At 56.2% G+C, this 20,084-nt stretch carries 17 protein-coding genes; 8 read left to right on the top strand and 9 right to left on the bottom strand.

The features are described 5' to 3' along the window. Positions 1–2: 2 nt before the first annotated feature. Positions 3–269: a barstar family protein gene (locus VH86_RS04235; RefSeq protein WP_038647177.1), complete on the top strand. Its 267-nt coding sequence runs from the start codon at positions 3–5 to the stop codon at positions 267–269. Here VH86_RS04235 and VH86_RS04240 read toward each other — a convergent pair whose 3' ends face one another. The 4 genes from VH86_RS04240 to VH86_RS04255 all read right to left on the bottom strand — a co-directional run bounded on the left by VH86_RS04240 (position 270) and on the right by VH86_RS04255 (position 8,294). Next, positions 270–2,642 (bottom strand): virulence factor SrfC family protein, encoded by a 2,373-nt coding sequence (locus tag VH86_RS04240; protein ID WP_045832014.1) that lies wholly within the window; start codon positions 2,640–2,642, stop codon positions 270–272. Continuing rightward, the gene (locus tag VH86_RS04245) at positions 2,639–5,611 is read right to left on the bottom strand and encodes a virulence factor SrfB (protein WP_045832015.1); all 2,973 of its coding nucleotides are present in this window, start codon (positions 5,609–5,611) and stop codon (positions 2,639–2,641) included. Before VH86_RS04245 ends, VH86_RS04240 begins: the two co-directional genes overlap by 4 nt. A gap of 2 nt (positions 5,612–5,613) precedes the next feature. Further along, on the bottom strand, positions 5,614–6,963 hold the full coding sequence (locus VH86_RS04250) for an SrfA family protein (protein ID WP_045832016.1): 1,350 nt from the start codon (positions 6,961–6,963) through the stop codon (positions 5,614–5,616). Between the two features lie 152 nt (positions 6,964–7,115). Beyond that, the gene (locus VH86_RS04255; RefSeq protein ID WP_082082823.1) at positions 7,116–8,294 is read right to left on the bottom strand and encodes a benzoate/H(+) symporter BenE family transporter; all 1,179 of its coding nucleotides are present in this window, start codon (positions 8,292–8,294) and stop codon (positions 7,116–7,118) included. A 97-nt stretch (positions 8,295–8,391) separates the two neighbouring features. On the opposite strand from VH86_RS04255, the gene VH86_RS04260 reads away from it, so the two are divergent. The 3 genes from VH86_RS04260 to VH86_RS04270 all read left to right on the top strand — a co-directional run bounded on the left by VH86_RS04260 (position 8,392) and on the right by VH86_RS04270 (position 10,025). Beyond that, a complete protein-coding gene (locus VH86_RS04260; protein WP_038647169.1) occupies positions 8,392–8,937 on the top strand; it encodes a helix-turn-helix domain-containing protein in 546 nt (181 codons plus the stop codon). 90 nt (positions 8,938–9,027) lie between these two features. Further along, positions 9,028–9,453 (top strand): MarR family winged helix-turn-helix transcriptional regulator, encoded by a 426-nt coding sequence (locus VH86_RS04265; RefSeq protein ID WP_045832017.1) that lies wholly within the window; start codon positions 9,028–9,030, stop codon positions 9,451–9,453. Between the two features lie 17 nt (positions 9,454–9,470). Then, positions 9,471–10,025, top strand: coding sequence for an isochorismatase family protein (locus VH86_RS04270; protein ID WP_045832018.1), 555 nt, complete (start codon positions 9,471–9,473; stop codon positions 10,023–10,025). Between the two features lie 112 nt (positions 10,026–10,137). Here VH86_RS04270 and pqqU read toward each other — a convergent pair whose 3' ends face one another. The 4 genes from pqqU to VH86_RS04285 all read right to left on the bottom strand — a co-directional run bounded on the left by pqqU (position 10,138) and on the right by VH86_RS04285 (position 14,044). Next, positions 10,138–12,261: a TonB-dependent receptor PqqU gene (pqqU, locus tag VH86_RS04275; RefSeq protein ID WP_197080190.1), complete on the bottom strand. Its 2,124-nt coding sequence runs from the start codon at positions 12,259–12,261 to the stop codon at positions 10,138–10,140. A 336-nt stretch (positions 12,262–12,597) separates the two neighbouring features. Beyond that, the gene (locus VH86_RS24905) at positions 12,598–12,804 is read right to left on the bottom strand and encodes a DUF3606 domain-containing protein (RefSeq protein ID WP_072050573.1); all 207 of its coding nucleotides are present in this window, start codon (positions 12,802–12,804) and stop codon (positions 12,598–12,600) included. A gap of 292 nt (positions 12,805–13,096) precedes the next feature. Next, positions 13,097–13,336 carry a biofilm development regulator YmgB/AriR family protein gene (locus VH86_RS04280; protein ID WP_052696540.1) on the bottom strand — a complete coding sequence of 80 codons (240 nt, stop codon included), beginning with the start codon at positions 13,334–13,336 and terminating at the stop codon, positions 13,097–13,099. A 90-nt stretch (positions 13,337–13,426) separates the two neighbouring features. Next, positions 13,427–14,044: a TetR/AcrR family transcriptional regulator gene (locus tag VH86_RS04285; protein WP_045832019.1), complete on the bottom strand. Its 618-nt coding sequence runs from the start codon at positions 14,042–14,044 to the stop codon at positions 13,427–13,429. A gap of 300 nt (positions 14,045–14,344) precedes the next feature. On the opposite strand from VH86_RS04285, the gene VH86_RS04290 reads away from it, so the two are divergent. Together VH86_RS04290 and VH86_RS04295 are read left to right on the top strand one after the other, a co-directional pair. Then, positions 14,345–15,208 carry an NAD(P)-dependent oxidoreductase gene (locus VH86_RS04290; RefSeq protein WP_038647159.1) on the top strand — a complete coding sequence of 288 codons (864 nt, stop codon included), beginning with the start codon at positions 14,345–14,347 and terminating at the stop codon, positions 15,206–15,208. After that, positions 15,209–15,991: a helix-turn-helix transcriptional regulator gene (locus tag VH86_RS04295; protein WP_038647157.1), complete on the top strand. Its 783-nt coding sequence runs from the start codon at positions 15,209–15,211 to the stop codon at positions 15,989–15,991. It begins immediately after the preceding gene. Here VH86_RS04295 and leuA read toward each other — a convergent pair. Continuing rightward, a complete protein-coding gene (gene leuA / locus VH86_RS04300; RefSeq protein ID WP_045832020.1) occupies positions 15,942–17,627 on the bottom strand; it encodes a 2-isopropylmalate synthase in 1,686 nt (561 codons plus the stop codon). The two genes, VH86_RS04295 and leuA, sit on opposite strands and share 50 nt — an antisense overlap. Before the next feature lie 303 nt (positions 17,628–17,930). Here leuA and VH86_RS04305 point away from each other — a divergent pair, with 303 nt between their 5' ends. Together VH86_RS04305 and VH86_RS04310 are read left to right on the top strand one after the other, a co-directional pair. Then, the gene (locus VH86_RS04305; protein WP_045832021.1) at positions 17,931–18,863 is read left to right on the top strand and encodes an ABC transporter substrate-binding protein; all 933 of its coding nucleotides are present in this window, start codon (positions 17,931–17,933) and stop codon (positions 18,861–18,863) included. A gap of 79 nt (positions 18,864–18,942) precedes the next feature. Beyond that, positions 18,943–19,968, top strand: coding sequence for a dipeptidase (locus VH86_RS04310; protein WP_045832022.1), 1,026 nt, complete (start codon positions 18,943–18,945; stop codon positions 19,966–19,968). Positions 19,969–20,084: the final 116 nt, after the last annotated feature.

Consider the following 20,084-nt stretch of genomic DNA (forward strand, 5'->3'; position numbering starts at 1 on the left):
CCATGTTGACGCTCTCTTTTGATTTCCAGCAATTGGCCAGCCGGCAGGCGTTCTACCGCGAGTTTGTGGCCCAAAGCGGCTGCAGCGGAGAGTTTGGCTGTAATCTGGATGCACTGTGGGATTGGCTGACGGGCGGGATTGCGCTGCCGGCTGAACTGCATTTGCATCATATTGCACAGGCGAGCGAGGCGGAGTTTGCACCGGTGCTGGCGCTGATGGAAGAAGCGGCGCAGCAGCTGCGAGGCGAGCTGCGCCTGATTCATGACTGATTACGCGTGCAGTGGCAGCAGTAGAATCGCCAGCATCTGACGGGCATTGGCGGGCAGATCGCTGCCGCCGGTATAGCCGTTGTTTTCCACGATCACCGAATTTAATCCCACCAGCCAGTCATAAATATAATACGCGGTATGATTAGCGGGTGCGGCTGACAAACGCGTTAAACGCTGGCCTGGTGAGAAGCTCACGCTTGGCGCAGGCGGACGTGCGAAGATGGTTTGTCCGCGATTAACGCGACTCTCAGGCCGTTCACTCTCCGGGCGCTGCAGGAAGCCCAACCAGGCCACAAAATCCCCCAGCACCGTCATCGCACGGGAAACCTGGCGATCGGTCCGCGCTTCATGCGCGCTGGCCTGAGCATCCGGTTCGTTAAGCGCGCTTTGCAGCTTGTTTAATACTTTCAGGCGGAAGCTGGCGGTAATCAGCTCTTCCACCAGCAATTCCATGGTCGGTTTATCCACGTTCAGCAGCGTCAGCAAACTCCGGCTTTCCGGCAGCTGACGCAGATGCTCGAGCCACAGCGCAAACACCTGCTGCGGGAATTGCTGATCGCGCTGGCCGCTGCCGTTACGCGGTTCCGCAGGGGCCACCGGTTCATCTTTAAACAGGTCAAACTCAAAGCCAATACCAAAATAGCTCTGCTCAGCCGCAGCGGTTTTTGCGCTGTGCTGCACGACATTGCCGCTGCTCTGGCTCAGCCACAGCTGACGCACCGCTTCGCGTGAAGGCTGCAAGCGTTCCAGCAGTTCGCCGTGCAGGCCAGTGCGATGTTGCAAACACTTCAGCAAGGTATCGGAAATCGCCTGCTTGCGTGCTGCCTGTTCTGGCGTGGCAGTGGATTCGGTCCACGGTTGCAAACGCTCCACCAGCTTTTGCTGCAAGGTGCTTAATTGCTGGGCCAGACGATCACGACGTGCTTCTGGCTGCATTTCGTCCTGCAACCAGCTGCCCATGCGATCGACACCGGCACGATCGAGTGCCAGCATGGAACCCCAGCTCTGTCCTGGTTGCCCGATCTGACGCTGTACGGCTTCATCCACATTAATCTGATGCTGCTGGTAACGCGCATCGTGCGGGGTAATCGCCCAAATCAGGCGGGGTTTTTCCCCGCTGGCGGCCACAGTTTGGTGGATATGCCATTCACGCAGCGCGTTAGCGGCAAGCTCGGTATCCTGACGCTGGCTGGCGGCAGTACAAATTAACATCAGATCGATGCCCTGACGTGCGGCATACAGACCCGGCAGCAGCGCGCGTTTCTGCTCCAGCAGCGTAGCGCGCAAAGCATCGCGCTTGCGCAGTTGCGCTAAATCCTCTTGCTGGCCCGAATCAGCAGGCTGGCCGGGCGCAGGCAGTTCCAGCATATCGGCTTCATCATACAGCGCCTGACGCGGTGTCGAACTCAATGGAAGGGTGATTTCCAGCGTCAGCAGCGCCAGTAAGCCCAGCGGCACTTGCTGCGGTTTGCCGACACGATTGGCGACGATCGGACAGACTTCAATCATTTCCTGCCAGTCGGCATCGTGGCTAATCAGTTTCTCCGCCGGCAGCGAGGCGTCATCGGTCAGCAGGCTGAGGGGGGCGAGCAGGCGCGGTGCCTGGCGCAACTGGTGACGCAGATGCATCAGATTGCGCAGCTGTTCGTTGAGCGCCACCTGGTTTGGCCACAGTAGCGCAAAAAGCTGAATGCGATCATCGACGTTTAACCACGGGGCGAGTTCCACCGCCTGCGGCCAGAAGTGGCGATCCATTACCTCGGCGTGACGATGCTGGCGGCGGCTCCACGCCCACAGTGTGATCAACGCATCGCTGTCGAGGCCTGGCTGCAGCTCGTCCTGGCGATGGCGCTGCAAGCGCTGCAGCGCGGCATCGATCACCGCGCTATCCGGCTGCGCTTCGGTTTTGGCACAGGCCAGCACCAGACGAATCAGCTCTACGTCATTGAGCAGCGTCATTTCCAGCGGCCAGGCGCTGGACTGGGTTTCACGCTGGTGGCTGAAGCGGGTGGCAATAGCAAAATCGAGATTGCCGGGATTGATGTTCTGGAAATAGTTCACCACGCGATCGCCCAGACGCGCCATCAGCTGGCCCTGCGCATCGCCCACCATCTCACTTAACAGCCAGGCTTTGCCCGCCTGCGACTGGCCAAACAGCGCCAGCGTCACCGGACGCGCCAGTTGACGCGCCAGGGCGTGACTCTCCACGCGCGCGCGGCGAAGTTGCAGCCGCAGCGTATCCGCTTCCAGCGCCAGACGCGGTGCCTGCGCGTGGTGGTTTTCAATCCAGTTCAGTGCGCCATCCAGCGTCTCCTGCATCAGGCTCAGACGTTTGGCGGGCGTTACAGAGGTGGCTCTTTTGGCAGTTCTCATCGTTTGCAGACGCTCCCGCTGTCAATCCAATACTGCGCGTTGGCATTGCCGGTCGCAGACAGCGTGTTCAGTTTCAGACTCAGTTGCTCCAGTGGCACACGGGTGCCGTCATCCATACGGGCATCGCTCAGTACCAGACGCTCCGGGCCGAAGTTTTCTGGCCCCGGCTGCACCGCCAGCTTAATACGCAAGATGCTTTCGCCGGCGACTTTACGCGCCAGATGTGGGTCGGTGATGCTCAGACTGTAAAGGGGTGAAGCTGGCCAGCGGTCATTATCCAGCTGACGGAATCCGAGGCAGACGTTACCGCGAATGCGGAAGCTGCTTTTCCGATCCAGCGCGAAATCACCTTTATCGAGGTCAATCTCGCTGTAACACAGGTTGTCATCGCTCAGCGTGGCGTTCTCATCCAGCACACCCAGATAACGGATTGTGGAGTAAGGTTCGAAATCACCCGCACGGAACCAGAAGCTGCTGAGACGCAGATCGAGCGCCAGCAGACACAGCATCGCGCCCACGGCAGCAGTGGATTTCGGGTTATCAATGCGGCCTTGTTTGTTGAACGGATACCAGTCGCTGGTGTGATAGCCTTCCAGTGACAAAATACGGCTGCCCGGCAGCGGTTGCAGGTGACGCACCAACGCCTGAATGCCCGGGAAGCGCGAAGGACGGCCGGTCAACAGCAACACATCGCACTGATAAAGCGACACCACTTCGCACATGGCGCGCAAGGCCGGGATGATCGCCATACGATGCTGCAGGAATTCACCGTGCAACTGCGCCATGCTCACCACCAAAGGCACATCAAGCAGATCGAAGCGGTTGTCGCCGCCCAGCGAGCGCTGGATTTCACCGTTTACAAACGCCAGCACGCTGCTGGCAGGCTTTTGCGGTACCAGCTCACCGAACAGCGCATTGATTTCGCTGTGGCTGTCGAGCGGGTCCCAGTTTTCATAACGCTCCAGTACTGCCTGCGCCAGCGGGATAAACAGCTGCAGGGTGACTTGCTGACGCAGCGTGGCTTGCCCATCCATGCGGCTGTCGTGACCGAACAGTTTGTTCATCAGCGGTTCGGCCAGCGTCAGGCCTGCTTTTTGCAGACTTTGTTGCAGCGCAGGCAGAATCCACAGTTGAATCACATCCAGCAGAATATCGTCGCCCGCGACTTTAAAACCTTCACGGAACAGCAGGCGCGGGGTGATCTTGACGTTGTTGCCCTGGCCGTCATCAAGACGATATTGAGTGATCGCCAGATCGGTGGTGCCGCCGCCGATGTCGATGGAAGCAATGCGCAGGCTTTTGCCCGGCACTTCGTCGGCTTCACGCGGACGATCCGGACGTGCCATGCTGCTGAAGAAATCTTCAGCACGCCCGGCAAAGTTCACCTGGGTTTCGTTGAACAGCCACACCATCTGTCCGCAGGTGGCTTCATCCCACTCCATCTGGACATCCGGCACCGGGCGCAGGCTTTTCGCCTGGCTCTGTGTGCTGAAATCGTCTTCTGCGGGATGCCAGCCTTCAGCTTTCCACACCAACGCGATGGCTTCCTGCATGCGGCGACGGAAAATTTCCCGTTCTGGTTTTGGCATCGCTGACGGCAGCGTGAGGATCACATGGCGCAACTGGCGCGGGGCCTGGCTCTGCGGCATACGCTGGCGCTGTGCCACGCTGTTCATCTGCATCATCGCCTGGGCCAGTAGCTCACACAGCATAAAAGTCATCAGCGAACTGCGGCTGTAGCTGGCAGAGAACACCGGCAGGCGATCGTCCTCAGCAAGCGCGTGCAACGGCTGGCCTTCATCGTTCAGCAGCAGGGTGAAAGGCAGCGCGGTTGCCTGTGGCTCGTCACTGCTGCCATGGGCGTTGAAGCGCCAGCCTGGCTGATAACGTGCTTCATCCCACAGATAACGGCGCGGGCTGGAGAGACCGGTACTGCCTTCTGTGCCTGCGCGCAGCAGCGCAAGGCGGCTGGCTTCGCGACCAACGCGCGTCAGCGATGGCCACATAAAGGCGTTTTCGCGGCCACTTTCCAGCGAGAAATTCGCTTTACCAAAGCGGGTTTCTGCGAATTCGAGACGGCTGTCAAACAGCTCGTTGTAGACCTGATGCGGTTCAGAGAGGTCGCGCAGTTGCAGTTCGTAAGTCTGGCGCAGACCGTTGCTCTCTTCGGCGTGGTCTTCTACCAAAATGCCGCAGGTGTGCGAGTTACCGACGTCAAGGATGATATCCACGTTCACCGCCGGGGTTTGCAGCGAAGTGGCCTGAATGTAGATCTCGGCCAGATCCAACTGCTCACCCAGCAGTTCCAGCAGGTTGAGATAGTGAGCCTGATACTCAAACTCACGCAGCGCCTGATTCAGCTCCTGCTCGCGGCGAGACTCCAGCGCGTTAACCTGCTGCGTAAAGGTTTCACGCAGCCAGCCATCCACCCAGGTGTGGTCCAGAAACTCACCCAGTTCATAGTTGTGCCAGGCAAGGGCGAAACTCACGCCGTTTTGCGCATCGGCTTTGCTCAGACCGTGCTGTTCGCCGCCGTCCTGTTCCGGCACGATGCGGGTATCAAACGCCAGCGTAATGCGATGGGTGTTACCTGCGGCATCAGGCTGTGCCAGCGGTGCCAGGTGAAGGCGCGCCCAGTTATCCGGGCCGCCGATAAAACGGCGACCGCTGGTGCAGCGCAGCACCGGCAGCGGCAGCCACTGGTGTGCCAGCAGCGTTAAGGAATCTGCCAGTGCAATGTCCGACTCGGGACGCACCACTTCTGCTGCACCGCCATCTTCGGGATAGAGCAAAAATTTGCCGCTGTTGCCGTCCACGTTCAGCCGCAGCAGCGGTCCGTTAGCGGTTTGACGAACGAACTGGCGGCGCGCCTGCAAGGCAGGCAGACGTAAGCCAAAATCGAGAAACTGCACACCGCTATCTTCAATCAGCGTGATTTTTTGTTTGTCATCGATGAGGGGAGCCAACATGTTTACTTACTCTCACGCTTAATCGTCAACGGGAAGACCTGATCTGCGCCGTACTGCGCAGTGCAACTGGCAATACCATCACCGGCATTACACACCAGTTCCGGCATGCGGTAGCGCGATTTGTCGCTGCAGGTCGCAGTATAGCGGCTGCGAACCACCATGGTGCCGTCTACCGTCATCGCGGCAGTCACATCGGCTTTACAGCGGATGTTATCGCCCTGCGTAATGGTGGCGATGCCTTTACCGTTACGCAGCTGGTAACGCAGGCTCGGTGGCTTACCGGTTGGCAGGTTAGTTTGTCGTAATATGACGCGCCAGGTACCGTTGATAAACTTCACGGAGCCAATACGCGCATCTTCGGTGGTCATGACCAGGTCATCAGCCTTAGCCGGTTCCGTATGTTCAGCAATCACTTCTGGCGGGGCAGGTGGCGCGGCAGGCAACGGCGCGGCGCTGACGGTGGCCGTTTTTTGCGGCAGCGTCGCGGCCAGTTTTTCAGCTTTCGCGACCACCGGCGGTGGCGTGAAAACGGGTGCGGGTGCATCGGTAACCTGGGCTTGCGGTGCGGCTTCAGGCGGTGAGCTGTGCAGCCAGAACGCCACACCCGCTGCCGCCACGGCAGCGACCGGGAGCAGCAGCATCAGTGGACGCAGTGCGGAAGGGCGACGGACAGGGGGCTGCTCGACTTTCGGTTCAGGTGCAGGCACCGGCTGTGGCGCTTCAGGTTGAGGTTCAGGCTGGGCGATCTCGACGGGCTCTTCCACCACGGGTGCAGCAGCAACGGCAGGCACTTCAATCAAAGGCGCGATAACCGGTGCCACGATAACAGCGGCCGGTGGTTCAGGCAGCAACGGCGGTAAATCCTCTTCCAGGCTGTCGCGCAGGCAGCCCAGTGCGTCATCGCGTGAGCGCGCCTGTGGATCGACAAAGCCCCAGAAGGTGATGACGGGTTTGCCATCGACCAGATAAACGTACTGCTGATCCGGGAACTGCAGCGTCTTGCTCAGTAAGGCGCCAAACAGGCGCATTGCCGGATTCTCCGCGTCACGCGCGCGTAAACTTGCAGCCAGTAAATCCTGCTGATTGAGCGTCAGTAATTCCAGCGCTTTTTGTCGTTCGTGGTCGCTGGCGCCGCGCCAGGATTTCACTTTGCCGTTAAAGGGCGCATACCAGTCGAGGCGGTCACCACGCTCGTTGGCCTGGGGAATGGCGAGGCAGTTTGCCAGCGCCGTCTGACGGCGCAAACGCAGTGTTTCACGGATTTGCAGGGCGGAGGCCCAGACCGGCTGGCCGTTTTCACCCAGTGCCAGTACCGAATCCAGATTGCCGCTGCGCAGAAAAGTTTTTGCCACTCGTAGGGCCCTTATCGGTGTTTGCCTGAAGCAAAACAGTGTGTGTATTTGGCGATGCTGGTGATCTTAAGCCAAATGCAGGGAATCAAACGGCTGATAAAGGGGGAAAAACAGGGTGTTTTTCCCGCGTGTAGGCATGAGTTGCTGAAATTTTAAGCGCGTGCGCGTTGGCTCAGGACCAAATGGGTGATCATCCCGCCAATTAATCCCCAGAAGGCAGAACCAATACCCAGCAGTGAGATACCACTGGCGGTGATCAAAAAGGCGACGATAGCGCTGTCACGGTGATCGGGTTCGGCGAGGGCGCGTTGCAGACTGCCGGAGAGGGTGGCCAGCAGCGCCAGACCGGCCAGCGTGGCGATCAGCACCTGCGGCAAGGCACTTAACAGAATGGCGATCAGCGCGCCGGTAAAGCCAGTCAGCAGATAGAAAATCCCGGCAATCGCGGAGGCCATCCAGCGTCGTTTCGGATCGGCATCCACATCGTCTCCCATGCAAATGGCAGCGGTAATGGCCGCAATGCACACCGAAAAACCGCCAAACGGAGACAAGACCAGCGCAATAAAGCCGGTCCAGCCAGTGAGAGCGGAAACCGGCGGTTGGTAACCATGTGCCTGAAGGGTCGCAATGCCCGGCGCATTTTGTGAAGCCATGGTGACGAGGAAATAGGGCAAACCCACGCCAATCAGCGAGGCCAGCGTAAACTGCGGCATGATAAATTCCGGCACGCTCAGCGTCAGCGCATGCGGCGGGAAGTGAATCGCCTGTTGACCCACCGCCACCAGCACGCCGGCGATCAGGGCCAGAATGATGGCATAGCGCGGCAGCCAGCGTCGGCTTAACAGCCACACCAGACACATACTGCCACACAGCGCAAAGTTACCTTGTAAACCGGTGAAGGTGCCGATCCCGAAGCGCAGTAAAATCCCCACCAGCATCGCCGCTGCCAAAGATTGCGGGATGTGGTTCATCAAGCGGGCAAACAGTCCGGTCACGCCACTCAGTACGATCAGCGCATTGGTCGCCACAAACACGCCCACCACTTCATTCAAGGTCAGGCCCTGCACGCTGGTGGCTAACAGTGCCGCGCCCGGCGTCGACCAGGCAGCCAGAATCGGCATGCGTGTCCACACCGAAAGACCAAAAGAGGCGAGCCCCATGCCGATGCCGAGCATCGACAGCCAGCCGCCGATCTGTTCTGGCGAGGCGCCTGCGGCCTGAGCGGCCTGGAAAATCAATGCGGCAGTGCTGCTGTATCCCACCAGCACCGCAATAAAACCGGAAACCAGCATAGGGAAGGAGAAAGCGTTGCGCGAAGTGGCGGTCATCATCGGATTGCATCCTGCTGTGCGTTATAGCGCACACTATTGCACGAGTGTGTTATAACGCACAAGTGCTACACTGCGCGCGAATTTGCCAGGAGATATCATGGAAAATCTGCATCAACATTTGAGTCAGGCGTTAAAACAATTGCGCCAGGCGAACGGCTGGAGCCTGACACTGGCAGCGGATCGCACCGGTGTCAGCAAAGCGATGCTGGGCCAAATCGAACGCGGTGAATCCAGCCCGACGGTGGCGACATTGTGGAAAATCGCCACCGGTTTCAATGTTCCTTTCTCGTTTTTTGTCCAGGGCAGCGATCAACCGCCGGGTAGCGCCGCGACGTTTAGCCAGCCCAATGCGCAAATGCAGGTCAAGCCGCTGCTGCCGTATGATGCGGCATTGCGTTTTGATCTGCTGGAGGTCACGCTTGCCGGTGGCGCGCAAAGCGATTCATCAGCGCACGAAAATGGCGTCATCGAGCAGGTGGTGGTGCTGGAAGGTGAACTGCTGCTCTGCGTGGAGGGCACCTGGCGTCGTCTGCAAAGCGGCGAAGCGCACCAGTTTGCGGCGGATGTCGCACACAGTTATCGCAATCCCCTCAGCACACCGCTGCGTTTTCACAGTTTGATTCATTATATCAAGCGGCCCTGAGTGCCAATTACAAATTGATACGAAGGTAAACTACACAGTTTGCCTTCGTATTTATATACTCGCGCTTCATCAGTAAGGAGAGAAGGTGCCATGAGCGACCTGAATAGCGCGGCTGCAACTCTACGCAGCGTGAATGGCAAACTGGCGCGACGTCTGCGCGAATCGGCCCCACCGGGCGATCTCACCTGGCCACAGGTTTCTGTGTTGGGTTATCTGGTGCGCGATGGCGCGATGACGGTAACAGAACTGGCCGGGTTAGAAGGCGTGCGCAGTCAGTCGATGGGCGCGACCGTGGCCAGCTTGCAGGCGCAGGGATTAGTGAAAGGGGAAGCCGATCCGCTGGATGGCCGTAAAACCCGTTATCTGCCGACGGAAAGCTGCCTGACGCTGATCGCCGCCAATCGTGCAAAGCGTGATGACTGGCTACTCCAGAGCATGGCAACCACGCTCAATAGTGCGGAGCAGAAAATTTTACTGGCCGCTATTCCCTTACTGCAACGTATCGCCGACCAATAATCCTGAGAGGAATTCCCATGGCTTTAACAACCTTAGACGCAAAAACCGCCCTGATTGTGATTGACCTGCAGCACGGCATTGTCCGTCTTCCTGTTGCGCCTTTGTCAGCCGATGATGTGGTTGAGCGTTGTGCACAGCTGGTTAAGGCGTTTCATGACAAAAACCTGCCGGTGGTGAAAGTGAATGTCGCCGGTGGCGCACCAGGCCGTAACGAGCAGGCACGTCACAGTGGCGAACTGCCAGCCGACTGGGCTGTGCTGGTGCCGGAAATGGCGCTGAAAGCCGATGAAATTGCCGTGACGAAAAAGACCTGGGGTGGTTTCCACAACACGGATCTGCACGATCAGTTGCAGCAGCGTGGTATCACTCAGGTGGTGGTGTGCGGTATCGCCACCAGCATTGGTGTGGAATCCACTGCACGTCAGGCTTACGAGCTGGGTTACAACGTCACGCTGGCAACAGATGCAATGACCTGTCTGAACGCTGATACCCACCAAAACAGCGTTGAGCGTATCTTCCCGCGTCTAGGCGAAACGGGTTCAACGTCCGATGTGCTGGCTCTGCTGAAGTAATCTTCATTGCCATGGGCCTGCATTGACCGCGCCCGTATTGTCTCAATGGCATAAAAAAAGCCCTGCAATCTGAAGATGCTTGCAGGGCTTTTTCACAGGCGCGCGGTATCAGTTACTGAAACGCATAACTCACCGTCAGGCCAACGCTGTAGTTGCGCCCTGGCGCCGGTTCGTAATAGCGACCGTTGCTCTCATTGACGATCACAGAACCCACATAAGTTCGGTCGAACAGGTTATCTACGCGACCAAACAAGTCCAGCGTCCAGTTCTGTACCAGCCACTTATAACCCGAGTTCAGGCCAAATACGGTATAAGAGGGGGCTTTGACATCATTTTCATCGTCCGCTGCAATGTCGCTCATGTAGCGCACATCACCGCCGGCATACCAGCCTTGATCCGGTGCATAGGCTAATCCGGCATAGGCCATATTACGTGCGATGCCTGGAATACGGTTGCCGTCACAGCTGTCCGTGCCGCAGGCGTTGGAACGATAGCGCGCATCCAGCAGAGTCCACGCCGCTTTCAGGTGCCAGTCATAGCCAAACTCCTGATCCAGAGCCAGCTCCAGTCCGCGACGACGGGTTTCACCGGCATTTTTGTAGCTGGTGCGGCCTTCATAGCTGCTGTCAGAGACGATCTCGTTTTTGGTATCGGTCTGGAACACGGCTGCGGTGATTAAACCGTTACCAATACGTTTTTTGGTCCCGAGTTCAACGGTATCGCTGGTGGCAGGCTGGAGATTGAGGTTTAAACCAGACTGATCGGCTGAACGGTAAGACAACTCATTTAGCGTAGGCGTTTCAAAACCACGGCCCGCAGACACATAGGCATTCCAGCTATTATCAATCGCATATTTCAGTGAGGCAACTGGCAGCCAGCGATGATAACGGCGATTACCGCTGTCATCGGGATCGCTTGAGGTGACGTAATAATCGTTGGAGTCGAAATTCACCGTACTCAAACGTACCCCAGCATCCAGTGACCATTTATCGGTGAACTGCCACGCTGTTTGCAGATAAGGATCGAGGTTCCACATCAGGTTGCGTTCATTGCGGCGCATATCACCCTGTACGCCATAGTCCGTCACGCCGTTGCTGGTGGTAAAGTTCTGATAGCCTTTACGCTTTTCGGTCATGGTTTCATAGTCGAGACCGGCAGTCAGCGTCACAGGAAAGGTGAACACCGTATCGCGATGCGTCCAGCGCGTATCAATGCCCTGATAGTGGCGTGCCAGCGAGATCACACCGCCGGGATAGCCCGCTTTCTGCTGGGTAGCCATGGGGATCGATTGATACTGTGTGGTTTCACGCTCACCGGCGTACATCATCACGCTGAGATCGTCGTTCTCGCTCATCTGGCGCTGATAGTGCAGCCCAGCCTGCGTTTGGTCGACGGTTTTACGCGCGTTGTAGAGCGTCACGTTGCTGGCAACCTGACGCGGGTTATCTTTCCACTGCGCTTCGGTCAAACCGCCGGGATCCTGTGCATCCACGTGAACGCTGTTAAACAGCAGTGTCAGGGTGCTGACATCATCAATGCGCACCCCGAGTTTGGCGTTACCGAGGTTTTTCTGTGCCGAGCTGTGATCGCGATAGCCATGGGTGGTAAAGCGCGAAGCCGACACGGTGTAATTCACATCGCCTGCCTGGGTACCATCGCCGGTGGCCCCGCTGGCTTTGACGCTGTTGCGCCAGCTGCCATAGCTACCGTACCAGGTGCTGGCTTCCAGCGTGGTGGGTTGCTGACCGGTTTGGGTTTCGACATTAATCACACCACCCGACGAGTTGCCGTACAGGGCTGAGAAGGGGCCGCGCAGTACTTCAACGTGATCAATCGAACCAATGTCGATATTTGAGGTTTGTCCCTGACCATCCGGCATCGTGGCGGGAATGCCGTCGACATACAGGCGGATACCGCGCAGACCGAAGGTCGATCGCGAGCCAAATCCGCGCACGGAAATTTGTAAATCCTGCGCATAATTCTGGCGGTTCTGAATCTGCATGCCCGGCACGCTGGCGAGATTTTCCGAGAGGTTGACGCGTGGTGCCGCATGACGCATATCGTCACCGGACACCACACTCACCGCTGCGGGCGTATCCAGCTCTGACAAACCGGTGCCCGCAGGCGCGGCACTGACGACCATGGTATTGCTAGCATTATCCGCCGCCATCAGCTGCAAAGGGAATAATGCAGGCAGCATCAGCAACGGTGCCTGTCGCAGTAAAGCAATTTTCATTATGAAAGACCGTATAAAAGACGTGGAATGAACCAAGCGGAACATTAATCGCGCATATGTTAATAGTTTTGTCGATAAATGGTATTACATTTTCACGCTTTATATTAAATAAATGCTGTTATTTGACTGACATATTTCGGGCAGGGAGGTTGCTGTGACGTTGGGAGCGTATAGGCGGTTGGCTCACGGCTGTTTTCCTGGCAATGGGCTGAACAAGGTCAACATAAACGACTGAGCGGCCGCCTGGTAGATTCATTAGCCATAACGCTGGCGAAACTGCGATCACCTTGTCCTTACGCGTCTATCTCGTCAGTGTCATAGCGAGAGTCGGTCTTATTAAAGAGACTTAGGTTGTCGGACAGGAGGGTGGTCACTGAGCCATCGGCGAACCGCTTCGGTCTCTGATCCTACTTCTCGCACTGCCCGGGTAAGTCTTTCCTGCGTCGTATGCAGAGTGAGCGTCCAGTAAGTGATTTGCCACTGTTCAGATAATTCAATGCGCGACAAATTTGACGGGATGCGGCGCTGTATAGGGTCTTTCATTTTTTATTATCCTCATGCCTTAATCATGGATTAAACACATAATTAATTCTTATCTGATGAGAATGTGATTTTGTTTTTTTTCTGCGCCGGGGAAAGCAGATTATTCCCTATTACCTTGTTTTAGCCATTATTGGGATGTTTCTTATACAGAAACGAGAAGAATAAGCGTAACGGCAAGCATTGGCGCAAGGTTTTTATCGAATACAAGCAGGATGTCGGCGACACAAAACAGATGATTGCTCAAAATAGAGATATTAAAAGCAATCAAGCGGATGCGATTTTCATTTATAGGCTAACAAGACAACAATTTTTTAAAAATATTTGAATAGTGCTTTTTGACTGATGATTCTTCAGTCTCATCCAGTTTTTTGAGCAATTCAAAACACAGTGTTTTACGACTGAGCGTTTTTCCCGCGCTTAGAATTTCGCCCACAATTCGCCCCAGGGCTTCCTCTTCTGAAATATCTATCGGTGATGTCATGTTCTCGTCCATAACCGTTCTGTGACTCTTCGCTGCATCATTGATGCACATATCAATTCCTCTTAGGGATCACAGGCGTTCAGTGGAGCGCTATGATTAAATTTAATTAGGAAATGATTATTTCCTAATATGGCAAATGTACTAGTTCAGAACCTTCATCACCATAGTAATGGTTTTTTTCCCATTAGTCACATCCTGAACTTTACCCACCACACGCATGCCGAATGCTACGCACAGCAGTAAGCCTGCCGCAGTTTCAGCATCCAGTTGAGAGGAAATAGATCCGTCCTTCTGGCCTTCAATAATAAGCGAAACGAGAAAGTTTTGATTGCGCATCACGGCCTGCCTGACTAACTCTGACAATTCTTCATCCAGCGTTTGCAGTTCAACCGTACTCCCAACAACCAAACAACCTCTACGCCCTTCAATCTCAACCGCTGAGTCTAAATAAAATTGCAGTAATTCCTCAATCCGCGATCTGCCATCCGGGAAATGTTGCAACCGCTGACGTAAATCGGCATTACGCAGGGCAATGTAGCGTTCAAATACCCGCAAAAAGAGGGTGCGCTTATCAGTAAACGCCTTATATATACTGCCAGCCGTTAAACTCATGGCTTCGCCCAGGTCGGCTATTGATGAAGCGTGATAACCTTTCTTTCTGAATACTATCATTGCTTTATCTAAAACGTCGTCCATATCGAAGACGCGGGGTCTTCCACGTTCTCGAGTGACTTTTAAGCTTTGGTTTTCTGATGTCATCGGTAATTATTTATAGAGTGTTAGTTTCCCATTTATCATATGCGAACTTTTTCCAATAATCGAATAGCGATGAATACGAATGCTGGTGCCTTTGCCGCAATGATAAAATTAACCCGGTAAATTGTTATCCGATCCTCTTTGCCAGGTAGCGCCCAGCGCTGTTTAAAAAGCATGCTGATTAACCCTGTATCTTGTCGGGGGGGAGATTAAAAATGCCTTTCGGCGCACCTCTCGCCTGGCTGCGCGCAGAAATTTCTGTCAGTCTCACTGTTTTGTCTGAATGCATAAAAGGGAATCAAGATGAGTCAGCAACCCGTCGTGGCGGTATTAGGTTTGGGTGCAATGGGGCATGCGTTTGCCGCAAACTTACTGAAAAAAGATTTTGTGGTGCGCGGCTGGAACCGCACGCGTGCGAAAGGTGAAGACTTGCTGGATGCCGGTTTGCAACTCAGCGACAGCGCAGCGCAGGCCGTAGAGGGTGCCGATGTGGTGATCGCGATGCTGTCTGACGGCGACACCACGCGTCAGACCCTGACCGAAGCAAGCAGCGCATTGAAGCAGGGCGCGACCGTCTGCCAGATGGGCACCATTGGCGTGGAAGCTACTGATGCGCTGATCGCCGATCTGCAACACGCACGTCCGGATGTGCTCTTTATCGATGCCCCGGTTTCCGGTACCAAAGCGCCTGCCGAAAATGCGCAGATTCTGGTGATGGCCAGCGGCGATCAAAGCAAAGCGCAGGCCGCTGAGCAGGTGTTTGCGGCAATTGGTAAAGGCACACAGTGGCTGGGTGAGGCGGGTGCCAGCTCGCGTATGAAACTGGTGGTCAACAGCTGGCTGATTGGCCTGATGCAAAGTCTGGCGGAGAGTACACGCCTGGCGGAGCAGTTTGGATTCAGCACCGACGATCTGTGGAAAGTGCTGGATGGCGGCCCGCTGGCGGCACCTTACGCCAAAATGAAACTGGGTATGATCGCCAGTGGTGATTTCACCCCGCAGATGCACCTGGTATGGGCATTGAAAGATGCCAAACTGGCACTGGATGCGGCGGGTGAGAGCAAACTGCCTGCGCTGGAGAACATCGTCGATGTCTGGCAGCAGGCGGTCGATGCCGGTTACGGCGAGCAAGACCTGGCGGCGGTTTACCAATACCTGAAGCGCTAAATGAGCCAGCGCCTCAACTTCGATTTTAGCCAGCGTCCGCTGGTGCCTTATGCGCATGATTATGCGCACGGTGATGCTGAGTCGTGGCATCACCACGATTGTGCACAGTTAATCCATACCTTAAGCGGCGTAGTGAAAGTCGAAACCCGGCAGGGTAGTTGGATTGTGCCGCCGAGTCGTGGCGTGTGGTTACCGGCGGGCACCGGGCATGCACTGCACATAGTCGGAGCCGTGGCGGCACGCACGCTGTTTGTCGATCCGCTCGCACGAGCGGATCTGCCTGCCAGCTGTCAGGTGGTGCAGATTTCCCCGCTGCTGCGTGAGCTGATCGTCAGTGCACTGGCATTGCCGGACGCTTACGCCTCTGGCAGCCGCGCTGAACGCATTTATGAATTGATTCTCGATGAAATTCGCGTAATGGATGTGCTGCCGTTTGGCCTGCCGTGGCCGGAGAGTGAAAGGCTGCGCGCACTGTGCCAGCAAATTCACCAGCGCCCGGGCGAAAGCTGGACACTCGCGAGAGCAGCCAGCGAACTCTGTGTCGCTGAACGCACGCTGGCGCGCCATTTCAACCGCGAAACCGGCTTGCAGTTCAGCGACTGGGTGCGTCGCGCACGCCTCAGCGTGGCGTTGGCGCGGCTGGCGCAGGGTGAAACGGTGTTAACGGTGGCGCTCGAACTGGGCTATGACAGCCCGAGCGCCTTTAGTGCGATGTTCCGACGCGTGCTTGGCGTTACGCCGGCGAACTACTTTCCTGCGGCAGAAAAGCGTGGGCTGCGTTGAGTAACGCCTGCAATGAGGCGCGTGTCACATCATTATCGATGCCCACACCCCAGGCACGTTCGCCGCGTGCATTGGTACAGCTAATGTAGGTGACAGAGCGGCTGTCACTGCGTTTACCCAGCGTATGCTCGTGGTAATCCTCAATGCTGATGGCCAGATCATAGCGCTGGCGCAGTGCCGCTACCGCCGCCGACAGCAGCCCGTTGCCTTTGCCCTCCAGCGTCAGCGTTTGTCCGCCATCCTGCAGCCGCGCTTTAAATCGCGTTTCACCTTTCTCATCGCTGTGGCTTTCCGCGTCCAGTAACCGACGCGAAGGCTGCGTTAAGCCGTAATGCTGGCAGAACAGTTGCCACAGTGCGTGATGCGTCATTTCCTGGCCGTGATCATCCGTCTGCTGCTGCACAATACGGCTGAAGTCTTGCTGCAGCCCACGCGGTAACTGCAGCCCATGGTTTTGCTCCAGCAGCCAGGCAGCTCCGCCTTTACCCGACTGACTGTTGACGCGAATCACCGCTTCATAACTGCAACCGATATCGACCGGATCGAGCGGCAAATACGGCATTTGCCAGATGGCTTCCTGACGCGCATTACGCTCGGCAAAGCCTTTACGAATCGCGTCCTGATGCGAACCCGAAAATGCGGTAAACACCAACTCACCGGCATACGGATGGCGTGGATGAACCGGCAATTGGTTACAACGGGTCACCACTTCCAGCACCTGCTGGATATCGCTGAAATCGAGTTCCGGGGCCACGCCCTGGGTATATAAATTCAGCGCCAGCGTCACAATATCGACATTGCCGGTACGCTCACCATTACCAAACAAGCAACCTTCTACGCGATCGGCACCGGCCAGCATCGCCAGCTCGGCACAGGCCACGCCCGTGCCGCGATCGTTATGCGGATGCACGCAAATCGCTACCTGTGAACGCTGGCTAAAGTGACGGCAGAAATACTCGATCTGATCCGCATAGACGTTCGGGGTATTCACTTCCACCGTAGCGGGCAGGTTGATAATCATCGGGCGATCCGGACCCGGTTGCCAGATCGCCGCTACCGCTTCACAGATCTCCAGTGCAAATTCCGGTTCAGTAAAGCAGAACGTTTCTGGCGAATACTGGAAGGTCCAGGCCGTATCACTTTGTACTTCACATTGGGCGCGGATTTGCCGGGCACCGGCGCAGGCCAGCTCAATGATCTCCGCCTTGCTCTGGCGGAATACGCGCTCGCGGAACAACGGCGCCGTGGCGTTGTACAGGTGAATAATCGCCTGCGGCGCGCCGCGCAACGCTTCAAAGGTACGATCGATTAAATCGCTGCGAGCTTGTGTCAGCACCTGAATCGCAACGCCTTGCGGAATATGATGCTGTTCAATCAGCAGCCGTACAAAGTCGAAATCGGTTTGCGAGGCGGCAGGAAACGCCACCTCAATCTCTTTGAAGCCACAACGCAGTAGCAGCTGCCAGAATTCCAGCTTGCGCGCGCTGTCCAATGGCGTCGCCAGCGCCTGGTTGCCGTCGCGCAGATCGGTGGAAAGCCAGCGCGGTGCTTGTGTGAGCTGGCGCGATGGCCACTGGCGGTCGGGCAAATTGATCACCGGGAAGGGGCGGTATTTTTCTGCAGGGTGGTTGAGCATGAAGTCCTCCTTATGGGTCTATACTCAGTCTGGACCACATCGCCGCACGCTGCTCACGCATAACTGACAACTCGCGTTGCATAACTGACATATCGTTGTGAAGTTGCCGCAACAGCCAGGCCCCACATTCTGTGAACCCTCTCTGTCCCAACCGTTCACAACATATGTGGAGGGTGATGAGAATCGACGGCACAAAAGCGTTGTGCTGCTTATGCGCAGGATGATATTCCTCAGATGAAATCGGCATCTGGGCTTTTAGCACAACAGGGTAGTCTGGGGTTTTGCGCCAGAAGAGAAAATAGAATGAAAAGAACAGCTTTAGCCCTGTTTGTGATGCTTGCCAGTGGAACCGCTGCGGCGGAAACCGTCACACTGCGCATTGCCGACCAGAAGGGCAATATGCACGCCGAGATGGAAGCGGCGCAGCAGCTCAATAATCTCCATTATAAAATCGAATGGGCGGAGTTCCCGGCAGCGGCACCGCTGGCGGAGGCACTGAATGCGGGCGCCGTCGATGCGGGTATTATCGGTGACGCGCCGCTGCTGTTCTCGCTGGCGGCGGGTTCGCAGGTGAAAGCGGTGGCGGTAAGTAAATCTGTACCTGAAGGCTTAGCGGTATTGGTGAGCCCGGATTCAACGATCAAAACCGTGGCCGATCTCAAAGGAAAAAATATTGCCACCGGGCGTGGCTCTATCGGCCATTTTGAAGCGCTGAAAGCACTGGAAAAGGCCGGTTTGACGGATAAGGACGTCAACTTTCGTTTCCTGACACCCGCCGATGCGCGCATTGCATTGGCCAACGGATCGGTCGATGCCTGGTCAACCTGGGATCCTTACACCGCACTGGCGGAAGTGACACACACGGGCCGCGTGTTGATCAACGGCGTGGGCCTTTCCAGCGGTAACAGTTTCCTGGCGGCAACCGATGCAGCCCTTAATGATGAGGCCAAACGCGCGGCGCTGCAGGATTACGTTAATCGCCTTGCGGCGGCGGATCGCTGGGCGAACAGCCATGTTGATGCGTACTCCACCACGCTGGCGAAAATTATCGGTTTCCCAAAAGAAGCCGCGGCGAAGTCCTTTGCGCGGCGCAAGTCGCATTGGCAAGCTATCGATGATGCCACGATTGCGCAGCAGCAGGACACCGCCGACTTTTATCAAAAATATGGGCTGATCAAGCAGCGCCTCGACGTCAAACCTACCTTTTATCATGGCTTAAAGGTTGCACAGAACTAACGCTTTGTGCCCCTGGGTTTGGCGAATAAGCTGGGGGCGAGTAGCATAGCGTCCATGTTGTCTCGCTGTGTGACCCCCTATGTTATTTAAAACCTTCGATGGTCATAACGACCTGCTGCTTAACCTGTGGTTGCATCATCGTGATGATCCCGCTAATGCTTTTTTTGCCGGTATTGAGAAAGGGCATCTGGATTTTCCGCGTATGCAGCAAGGCGGTTTTGCCGGCGGACTCTTTGCGCTCTTTGTTCCGCCGCAGCGCTACATCAATGAGGTCGCGCCGCAACGTGCAAACGAGCAGTGGCAGCCGCTCGATATTCTCTGGCAACAACTCGATATCCTCAAAACGCTGGCGGCACAGTCCGCCGGGCGCGCCCGTTTATGCCTGACGACGGCGGATATTGCAGCCTGTCGCCACGAGGGTGTGCTGGCGATGGTCGCGCATATTGAAGGGGCAGATGGATTCGATGCTGATGGCGAAGATTTGCATGCTTTCTATCAGGCTGGGGTGCGCAGTATCGGGCCTTTCTGGAATTTACCTAACCGTTTCGGTGAAGGGGTAAACGGCGCTTTCCCGCATTCGCCAGATACCGGAGCGGGCCTCACCACGGCTGGTGAGCAGTTGATCGCTGCCGCTAATCGCCATCGCATGATGATTGACGTGTCGCATATGAATGAGAAAGCATTTTGGGATACCGCGCGGCTCTCAAACGCGCCGCTGGTGGCCAGCCATTCTAATGCACACGCGCGTTGCGCGCAGCCGCGCAATCTTACCGACGAGCAACTGCGTGCCATTCGCGACAGCGGCGGAGTGGTAGGGATTAATTTTGGTAACGCTTTCTTACGGCCGGATGGCAAACGCGATAGTGATACGCCATTGATCGAAATTGTTAAACATCTGGATCATTTAGTTGAAATAATGGGGCCAGAAAACGTAGCATTTGGTTCGGATTTTGACGGCATCAGTGTGCCAGATGAATTGAAAGATGTGTCTGGGCTGCCGCGTCTGTATGCGTTGCTCACTTCGCTCAGCTATGATCAAACCATGATTGAGCAGTTTGCCTGGGGTAACTGGCAGCGAGTCCTGCAACAGATTTGGCAGGATTAGCACAATTCCCTTACCGAATCGGGGTTGATCTGACCGTTACATTGGCGCAACATCAGCCCGCGTCGTGCCTTGTTGCCAGAAAATTCGTTTCCTGGTGCAAGCATTTCCAGCAGAGC

The sequence above is a fragment of the Pantoea sp. BL1 genome (genome assembly GCF_000963985.1).
GTDB classification, from domain to species: Bacteria; Pseudomonadota; Gammaproteobacteria; order Enterobacterales; family Enterobacteriaceae; genus Pantoea; species Pantoea rwandensis_B.

Bases quoted from the DNA above. Each gene is read 5' to 3' on its own strand.
- VH86_RS04290 (WP_038647159.1), top strand. From the start codon at position 14,345: ATGAGTCAGCAACCCGTCGTGGCGGTATTAGGTTTGGGTGCAATGGGG.
- pqqU (WP_197080190.1), bottom strand. From the start codon at position 12,261: ATGAAAATTGCTTTACTGCGACAGGCACCGTTGCTGATGCTGCCTGCA.
- VH86_RS04305 (WP_045832021.1), top strand. From the start codon at position 17,931: ATGAAAAGAACAGCTTTAGCCCTGTTTGTGATGCTTGCCAGTGGAACC.
- VH86_RS04240 (WP_045832014.1), bottom strand. From the start codon at position 2,642: ATGAGAACTGCCAAAAGAGCCACCTCTGTAACGCCCGCCAAACGTCTG.
- VH86_RS04260 (WP_038647169.1), top strand. From the start codon at position 8,392: ATGGAAAATCTGCATCAACATTTGAGTCAGGCGTTAAAACAATTGCGC.
- leuA (WP_045832020.1), bottom strand. From the start codon at position 17,627: ATGCTCAACCACCCTGCAGAAAAATACCGCCCCTTCCCGGTGATCAAT.
- VH86_RS04310 (WP_045832022.1), top strand. From the start codon at position 18,943: ATGTTATTTAAAACCTTCGATGGTCATAACGACCTGCTGCTTAACCTG.
- VH86_RS04265 (WP_045832017.1), top strand. From the start codon at position 9,028: ATGAGCGACCTGAATAGCGCGGCTGCAACTCTACGCAGCGTGAATGGC.
- VH86_RS04255 (WP_082082823.1), bottom strand. From the start codon at position 8,294: ATGATGACCGCCACTTCGCGCAACGCTTTCTCCTTCCCTATGCTGGTT.
- VH86_RS04295 (WP_038647157.1), top strand. From the start codon at position 15,209: ATGAGCCAGCGCCTCAACTTCGATTTTAGCCAGCGTCCGCTGGTGCCT.
- VH86_RS24905 (WP_072050573.1), bottom strand. From the start codon at position 12,804: ATGAAAGACCCTATACAGCGCCGCATCCCGTCAAATTTGTCGCGCATT.
- VH86_RS04235 (WP_038647177.1), top strand. From the start codon at position 3: ATGTTGACGCTCTCTTTTGATTTCCAGCAATTGGCCAGCCGGCAGGCG.
- VH86_RS04270 (WP_045832018.1), top strand. From the start codon at position 9,471: ATGGCTTTAACAACCTTAGACGCAAAAACCGCCCTGATTGTGATTGAC.
- VH86_RS04280 (WP_052696540.1), bottom strand. From the start codon at position 13,336: ATGTGCATCAATGATGCAGCGAAGAGTCACAGAACGGTTATGGACGAG.
- VH86_RS04285 (WP_045832019.1), bottom strand. From the start codon at position 14,044: ATGACATCAGAAAACCAAAGCTTAAAAGTCACTCGAGAACGTGGAAGA.
- VH86_RS04245 (WP_045832015.1), bottom strand. From the start codon at position 5,611: ATGTTGGCTCCCCTCATCGATGACAAACAAAAAATCACGCTGATTGAA.